Origin of the sequence: Natrialba sp. PRR66, from assembly GCF_034808065.1 — an archaeon.
Lineage (GTDB): Archaea > Halobacteriota > Halobacteria > Halobacteriales > Natrialbaceae > Natrialba > Natrialba aegyptia.
The window spans coordinates 1-258 of the sequence record NZ_JAXHGN010000173.1; the positions used below are offsets into that span (position 1 = coordinate 1).

Genomic DNA, 258 nt, shown 5'->3' on the forward strand with positions numbered 1-258 from the left:
GGGCAAGGCACCGTTGACATCGATGGCCTTGCCCAGACGCACGTCATTGAACAAGGAGGTCACGGCATCACGGCTCTGCATCAGGATGCGCTTGGCCTGCACCAGCTCCTGGCTCATGCTGGTGCCCGCAGGCCGCACGGCCGCAGGCGCAGGCGCAATGGCAGGCGCCGGAGCGACTGCCTGTGGCTCCGGCGGGGGCTCGGGTTGCGCTGCAGCCACCGGGGCTGTTTGTTCAAGGCCGCAACCGCGCGACAGGTC

1 protein-coding gene is annotated in these 258 nt (G+C 68.6%); it reads right to left on the reverse strand.

The annotated features are described in order from the left end of the window. Nucleotides 1–219: DUF3391 domain-containing protein (locus SM755_RS24660; RefSeq protein WP_369335292.1), on the reverse strand; the 219-nt coding region annotated here is incomplete at its 3' end. Nucleotides 220–258 lie beyond the last annotated feature (39 nt).